The 7,538-nt window shown below is 45.8% G+C and carries 7 protein-coding genes; 5 read left to right on the top strand and 2 right to left on the bottom strand.

Annotated elements, in window-relative coordinates:
- Positions 1-96 precede the first annotated feature (96 nt).
- On the bottom strand, positions 97-513 hold the full coding sequence (locus F6J99_RS38255; protein WP_293121165.1) for a hypothetical protein: 417 nt from the start codon (positions 511-513) through the stop codon (positions 97-99).
- A 589-nt stretch (positions 514-1,102) separates the two neighbouring features.
- Between F6J99_RS38255 and F6J99_RS38260 the strand changes: the two genes are divergently transcribed.
- Entirely contained in the window at positions 1,103-3,337 is a 2,235-nt protein-coding gene (locus F6J99_RS38260) for a FecR domain-containing protein (protein WP_293121167.1), read from the top strand.
- 52 nt (positions 3,338-3,389) lie between these two features.
- Here the strand turns inward: F6J99_RS38260 and F6J99_RS38265 are convergent, their stop codons facing one another.
- Positions 3,390-4,502, bottom strand: coding sequence for a metallophosphoesterase (locus F6J99_RS38265; RefSeq protein ID WP_070396187.1), 1,113 nt, complete (start codon positions 4,500-4,502; stop codon positions 3,390-3,392).
- 366 nt (positions 4,503-4,868) lie between these two features.
- Here F6J99_RS38265 and trmB point away from each other — a divergent pair, with 366 nt between their 5' ends.
- From trmB to rplT, 4 genes are all read left to right on the top strand, one after another.
- Positions 4,869-5,510, top strand: a complete 642-nt coding sequence (gene trmB, locus F6J99_RS38270) for a tRNA (guanosine(46)-N7)-methyltransferase TrmB (protein ID WP_070396186.1) — start codon at positions 4,869-4,871, stop codon at positions 5,508-5,510.
- Between the two features lie 119 nt (positions 5,511-5,629).
- Positions 5,630-6,922 carry a hybrid sensor histidine kinase/response regulator gene (locus tag F6J99_RS38275; protein ID WP_293121170.1) on the top strand — a complete coding sequence of 431 codons (1,293 nt, stop codon included), beginning with the start codon at positions 5,630-5,632 and terminating at the stop codon, positions 6,920-6,922.
- A 66-nt stretch (positions 6,923-6,988) separates the two neighbouring features.
- Complete coding sequence (gene rpmI / locus F6J99_RS38280; protein ID WP_008186584.1) at positions 6,989-7,186, top strand: 50S ribosomal protein L35; 198 nt, start codon at positions 6,989-6,991, stop codon at positions 7,184-7,186.
- A 65-nt stretch (positions 7,187-7,251) separates the two neighbouring features.
- Positions 7,252-7,538: 50S ribosomal protein L20 (gene rplT / locus F6J99_RS38285; RefSeq protein ID WP_293121172.1), on the top strand; the 287-nt coding region annotated here is incomplete at its 3' end.

A 7,538-nucleotide genomic window follows, 5' to 3' on the forward strand; every position in this document is an offset into this window, starting at 1 on the left:
TTCAATGATTGCTTCTATCACTTTTTTTCGGAGATCGTAACTATAGGGTTTGGGCATCGGTAATGGGATTGCTGTGTCTCAAACACTACTTCTAGTCTATGTCCTAACCGCTCTGGCGGCTGCTATATCTCCAGAAGCAGGTTTAGCTTGAGATGTCTGTGACCTGTCAACTACCTCAGTTGAGCTAGAACCCCATGAGCGCTCACTAACAACAAAGGAAGATAATAGTTCTCCACCACTACCGATTTTAACTTTATATAAATTAGGAGTACAATGCTGTTTTATTTGATTAGTATTAGCTGGGTTTTCTTTACCCCTAAAAACTAAACTGACTGCTGGCTGATGGGAAATACTGTCTATGGGGTGACATCCAGACCAAGCTGGTTTACTGATTGTCAGTGTACTTAAGAAAATTAGATGTCCCAAAGTGGCTAAATAGGGGTTTTTTATCTGGTGCTGGGGAACCGAATACTCCTCATATTTGTCGTGATAATTTTTATTTTTTGATACCATATTTAATTTAAAAAAGCGTTAATTTACTAAAAGACAATTTATAATAATAAACAATAATTTATCTTTGAAAAAAATTAAACTTCAATCCTATAGTTCAATCATGACGTTGTAATATTCATGGTAATACTCATTTATATAAAATAGTTTTTGCTAAGCTTTGATCAATCTAATTTATAGATTGAATTGGCAAGGAAACAGGCTCACAGAGAAGGATGGGAAAGGAGTTTGGGGTTTTCACCTATCCTTGACTAAAAAATAGACAAATTAAATGGGCAACAGCTTCCCAAAATGGATCAATGTAGGTAGGGGATTTTTCTCCCAGCTAATAATTACTAACCACCAGCGGTGTTTTCAGGATTGACCAAGCTGTATTTCCGATTACTCTGAGTAAAAAATATCCTGATTTGACTTAGAGCCTACAGAATCTCGTATAGGAGACTTTTGTACCTACTCTTCGAGAAGGCAACGCCAACGCTCCTACACCAGATTTTGGATCGGTGGAGACAGACCCTAGGTATATTTCGTGGAATGGCATTATCCTTGCATCAAAAATCCACAATTTAATAACTCTCAACATTGGAGTTGCCCCGTGTTTCGCAAGACAGTCCTAGTACTTTCCATTTCTCTATGGAGCGTTAATTCACTAATTTTTTCGAAACCAGTCAGTGCTGAAATTCCCTTAACTCGTGCTGTGGTAGAGAAGCTACGTAACCGAGTACGATTGATTCCTAAAAATCAGTCAGCTCGACCAGCCCGTCGATCTGATGCCATGACGATAGGAGATGCACTGGTAACAGCTCGCTCCTCCATGGCTCAACTGCGCTTCAATGATGGTTCCCTAGCCCGACAGGGAGAGTTAGCTGTCTTTCGATTTTTACCTAGCAGTCGTACCTTTGAGCTATCCCATGGCACACTGCTGCTGTTAATTCCTCCAGATCGGGGTAAAACTCGAGTGCGTACACCCAATGCCGTGGCTGGGATTAGGGGGTCAGCTCTATTCATGCGATATATCTCTGAGACCGATACAACAATTGTTGGAGCTCTGACCAATAGCGGTATTGTGGTCTATAGTCCCACTCGTTCTCAAGGTCAGGAATTAAAAGCTGGGCAGATCGTGGTTATGATCGAGGATCAAATTGAGCAGGTTTATGAATTTGACCTCAAAGAGTTTTATGAAACCAGCGAATTAGTAAAAGGGCTGAATTTGACCCAGACAGAAGCGGCGGATAGTCCAGATAAAGCTTTGGATTTAGTGCGAGGAGAAATTGCAGATGCTCTAGACGGGCAAGATCCTATTATTGGCAACAACATAATAGTTAATCCTACTTTCGTTCGTATTCGGGGGAGTGAATCGGACGAGTTTCCTAGTGCTGATTTTAGTGTGATTGATGGTAGTGTTGATGTCTTCGATCTTGATGTGGGTTCTGAGAATTCCAATGCCGATATTACTGATCAGGTTAACCAGTTAGATATTAGGTCTACCTTGGAAACGGGTGAGTTTCTTAACACTGAGCAGGAGGATGAAACTCTTGAACTGGATCCCGAAGACGTTGACAAACCACTAGAGCCGGAGCCAGAACCGGAACCTGAGCCTGAGCCAGAACCTGAGCCTGAGCCAGAACCTGAGCCTGAGCCTGAGCCAGAACCTGAACCTGAACCGGAACCTGAGCCAGAACCGGAACCCGAGCCTGAGCCAGAACCTGAACCTGAGCCTGAGCCAGAACCGGAACCCGAGCCTGAGCCCGAGCCCGAGCCCGAGCCTGAGCCTGAGCCAGAACCTGAGCCTGAGCCAGAACCTGAACCAGAACCTGAACCAGAACCCGAGCCGGAACCGGAACCAGAACCAGAACCTGAGCCTGAGCCCGAGCCAGAACCTGAACCCGAGCCAGAACCGGAACCCGAGCCAGAACCTGAGCCTGAGCCGGAACCGGAACCCGAGCCTGAGCCCGAGCCAGAACCGGAACCCGAGCCAGAACCGGAGCCTGAGCCAGAACCGGAACCCGAGCCTGAGCCTGAGCCTGAGCCGGAACCTGAGCCGGAACCTGAGCCGGAACCTGAGCCTGAGCCGGAACCTGAGCCGGAACCGGAACCTGAGCCGGAACCTGAACCGGAACCTGAGCCGGAACCCGAGCCGGAACCTGAACCTGAACCTGAGCCTGAGCCAGAACCGGAACCTGAACCTGAACCGGAACCCGAGCCAGAACCGGAACCTGAGCCTGAGCCTGAGCCCGAGCCCGAGCCGGAACCAGAACCGGAACCGGAACCGGAACCGGAACCGGAACCGGAACCTGAACCTGAACCTGATCCGGAACCCGAGCCTGAGCCCGAGCCCGAGCCTGAGCCGGAACCCGAACCTGAGCCGGAACCTGAGCCGGAACCCGAACCTGAGCCCGAACCTGAGCCGGAACCCGAACCTGAGCCGGAGCCGGAACCTGAGCCAGAACCCGAACCTGAGCCTGAGCCGGAACCTGAGCCTGAGCCGGAACCTGAGCCTGAGCCTGAGCCCGAGCCCGAGCCGGAACCTGAACCTGAGCCGGAACCAGAGCCAGAGCCAGAACCTGAGCCAGAACCAGAACCTGAGCCAGAACCAGAACCTGAGCCAGAACCAGAACCAGAACCTGAGCCAGAACCCGAGCCAGAACCCGAGCCAGAACCCGAGCCAGAACCTGAGCCCGAGCCGGAACCGGAAATTCCTGTGCTACTAACCGATCCAGGTCAAGGAGTAGAGGATGGCTTTCCTGGTCGAGGTCAAGGAGTAGAGGATGGCTTTCCTGGTCGAGGTCAAGGAGTAGAGGATGGCTTTCCTGGTCGAGGAAATCTCTGAACTTATGACGTTAGTTGTGGTGGTTGAATTTATTCAAGAAAAGCTGTCTTAGTTATTGGTTTTTTGTCAGCAACAGAGTGGTGTGATTATCAATCAGAGCAGGTTTACCATCACTAGTATGGCAGCTAAATGACTCAAAATAGCGACGAACTGGGGTAGGAAACTCAGGAAAGTTGAATACAGCATCACCATCAGCAATATTAGCCCAGAAGTAGCGTAGACTCGGAGCAAGTTTCTGGGCATCTGAATCGGGTAAATTTAACGGGGGAGAAGTTAGGAGTTTCACCATGAATGGATAAGAGCGATCGCTCATCCATTGTCTAGATATCTGGGGTAGGTTTTCCCAACCAGGGACTGACTCCACTCGATGAGATTCTATGTGTAACCATCTTTTTCCATGATTATCGGTAGAGAACTGCAATATCCGGTAGGGGTGAGGATAGCTAACTAATGAACCTGTGGTGATTTCGTAGACTCCCTCTTGATAGGCGATATCCTGTACATGCAAGTGACCTGTAAATAGTAGATTGACCCCAGCAGTTTTGAGAATATTGTGTAATACTGGACCATTTTCCAAGATATACCGATGTCCTAAGGGATGGTTAGCTTGATCGGGCAAATGCTCGATTACATTGTGATGCACCATCACCAGCACCAATTTATCCTGGCACTGGGCAAGCACTTGCTCAAGCCAGATCAGCTGTTGCTGATCAATACGCCCTACCTGTTTACCACCGGTATCGAACTGGTTAGAATTTAACCCAATCAGCTGTACTCCAGGCAAAACTTCACAAGTATAGTACAACTGCTCGGGATTTTCATAACCAAATTGGCGATAGTAGTAGGGAAATTCTTTTAGTCCAATCGAGTGTTCATTGGGTAAGATATTGGGGACATCATGATTTCCAGGTACGACGTACACTGGAAAAGGCAACTGGCTTAATCGCTTTTGTAACCAGGCATGATTGTCTGGTTCACCATGCTGGGTTAAGTCTCCTGGTAGGAGGAGGAAATCCAAGGCTTTCTGCTCTAAATCCTCCAGAATCCTTTCTAGGACTGGAATACTAACTTCTACCAAATGAAACCGATTCGGATGATCCCAGATGGTTTGGGGTAACCCGATATGTAGGTCACTTACCACGGCAAAGCGAAAATTTAAACTCATAACTAAAACTTTTCTTGATTAAACCCTATTTTAATAATTATTAAAATTATCGCTCATGACTTTTGCTGTTATCCCATTACAACCCCTTGTTTAGGTGACATTTAACTGCTTACCTAAACAATAATGGATAATCTTTAATTGAGCCTTACATAATTAAGCTTTAGTCTATAAAAAATTTTAAAGATTACATTTAGGATAAATAGAGATGAGTCGGAATTGCGTTCATTGAGGTGCGACCCAAGGGCGCGAGGGATTGCTCGCGCCCTTGGAGGCGCGCACCTAGATCTGACATTTACAACTAGATTAGGGATATAACCCCTAATCCCTGATCCCCCATCCCCTGAGTAAAGTAAGGAGGTGCTAAGGTTGGCTAGAGTTCGAGTGCGACAACACGTTAATCCACTTAGCAAGCAATATCAGATGCCGGTGAGTGCTCCGGATTGGAATCAAGTTTATGCCCAAACTACTAAACCATTACATCTGGATATTGGCTGCGGGAGAGGGGAATTTTTATTGCAGATGGCAACAGAACAACCCGACTGGAATTTTTTGGGCTTAGAAATTCGGGAACCATTAGTAAAACAAGCCAACACTAAGGTGGTGGATTTAGGGTTGAGCAATCTCCTATTTTTGTTCTGTAATGCTAATAGTTCTATAGATTCACTCTTGAGCTCTTGGCCCCCTGGTTCCTTGCAGCGCGTTACTATTCAATTTCCTGATCCTTGGTTCAAGAAGCGACAAGCCAAACGACGTATAGTGCAGCCCACCTTGGTTGATACTCTAGGAGCTTATTTGACCAGTGGAGGAGAGGTCTTTGTACAATCCGATGTAGAGGAAGTAGCAGTGGAAATGCGATCGCGCTTCGATGCTCATCCAGTCTTCTACCGGCCAGAGACTGCTTGGCTGCCAACCAATCCCCTGCCAGTGCCTACTGAACGGGAAATTTCCACCCTCGCTCGTGGTGAACCTGTCTACCGAATGTTGTTCTTTCGCCGTGAAAAGGAATAGTGGAGTAGGAAAACTAGTAGCCAAACCGCCTTCTGATTCAATCAGATCAGCGGGCTACTGGTCAGTATACTCCTGCCCAATTTGCTTCTCCCCTATGGTTCGCTCTACGTAATTAAAGCATGAATAACCATCAAGCTGAGGCAACTCAGGCAGAAATTATGGTTGTGGATGACACACCAACCAATTTGCAGCTGCTATCTTCCATCCTGATTGAGGAAGGCTATCAGGTTAGGAGCATGATCGATGGACTACTTGCCTTGGAATCAGCATTGTGTGATCCACCGGATTTGATTTTACTCGACATTATAATGCCAAAGATCGATGGCTATGAGGTCTGTAAACAGCTGAAATCTAATCAAAAAACCGAGGGAATTCCAGTAATCTTTATCAGTGCTCTGGATGAAACTTGGGACAAGGTCAAAGCCTTTGCTGTTGGTGGTGCTGACTATATCACCAAGCCATTCCAAGTTGAGGAAGTTTTAGCCCGTGTGGAGAATCAATTGACTCTGCACAAGCTACGAACACAACTCATTGAGCAAAATCAACTGCTGCAACAGGAAATTCGCGATCGCATTTCCGCTCAAGCTGCTTTAGAAAGCCTCAATCAAGAACTTGAAAGCAGAATCCAAGCTCGCACCGTAGAACTAAGAGATTACTTAGAACAGCTACGCAACTTGGAATCGCAATTGCGTGAAGCACTGGATCGTGAAAAAGAACTCAGTGACCTAAAATCTCGGATTATTTTTACCATATCCCATGAGTACCGTACACCTTTAATGACAATTCTATCCTCTGTGGAACTCCTAGAAAAGTACCGTCATCAATTGAATGATTCTCAGCAAGTTAAACATTTTTGGCGGATCCAAGCTGCGGTCAAACATATGACTACCCTAGTCAATGATTTATTATTCATTAATCAAGCGGAATTCGATAGATTAGACTTCAAACCAGTTTTCCTGAATTTAGTAACATTTTGTCAGGAGTTAGTCTGCCCGATCCAATCAAGCATTGAGGCTAAACATAGCCTAATCTTTAGTAGTGCAAGAGACTGGGAACCAATATCAGGAGACCCCAAAATCCTTCGACAAATTATCACTAACATCATCTCCAATGCCATTAAGTATTCTCCCGATGGTGGTACTATTTCAGTACAGCTAAATGGAGATGAAGAGAAAGTCATCTTACAGATAATTGATCAAGGCATTGGCATCCCTGAAGAAGACCAAGCAAAATTGTTTCAGTCTTTTAGTCGTGCCAGTAATGTGGGTATCATCCCAGGAACAGGACTAGGGTTATCAATTGTCAAAAGTTGTGTAGACTTGCACGGTGGTAAGATTCACTTAGAAAGTGAAGAGGGTGTTGGAACAACCTTTACCATCACCTTGCCCAAGAATTTATCAGAAGACGAATAAGACGGTCACCTAATTACGCAGCAATTGGTATACAATAATAAATTGTGCCATTATTATAATCCGTCAATGCCTAAACTAAAAAGCCGCAAATCAGCTGCCAAGCGTTTTAGAGCTACTGGCAGTGGTAAAATAAGACGCCGCAAAGCGTTTAAAAATCACTTACTAGAACACAAGACCTCAGAAAGGAAGGGGCGCTTGTCTAAACTGACCTTGGTAGACGAACGGGATGCGGATAATGTTCGCCTGATGTTGCCTTATATGTAAATCTTAACAGTAGACCATAACTGATAACACTACTACTAAACTAAACACACGAGCTAGAATTAACCATGACACGGGTAAAACGCGGTAATGTCGCTCGTAAGCGGCGCAAAAAAATTCTCAAACTTGCTAAGGGGTTCAGAGGTTCCCACTCGAAACTCTTCCGCATTGCTAACCAACAAGTGATGAAAGCGCTGCGGAATGCCTATCGTGATCGCCGCAAGCGCAAGCGGGATTTTCGACGTCTGTGGATTACTCGCATTAACGCAGCAGCACGTCAAAATGGCATTAGCTACAGCCAGCTGATGGGTCAAATGAAAAAAGCCAATATTCAAATTAACCGCAAGATGTTGGC

Source organism: Moorena sp. SIO4G3, assembly GCF_010692305.1.
In the GTDB taxonomy this organism is placed as follows: Bacteria; Cyanobacteriota; Cyanobacteriia; order Cyanobacteriales; family Coleofasciculaceae; genus Moorena; species Moorena producens_A.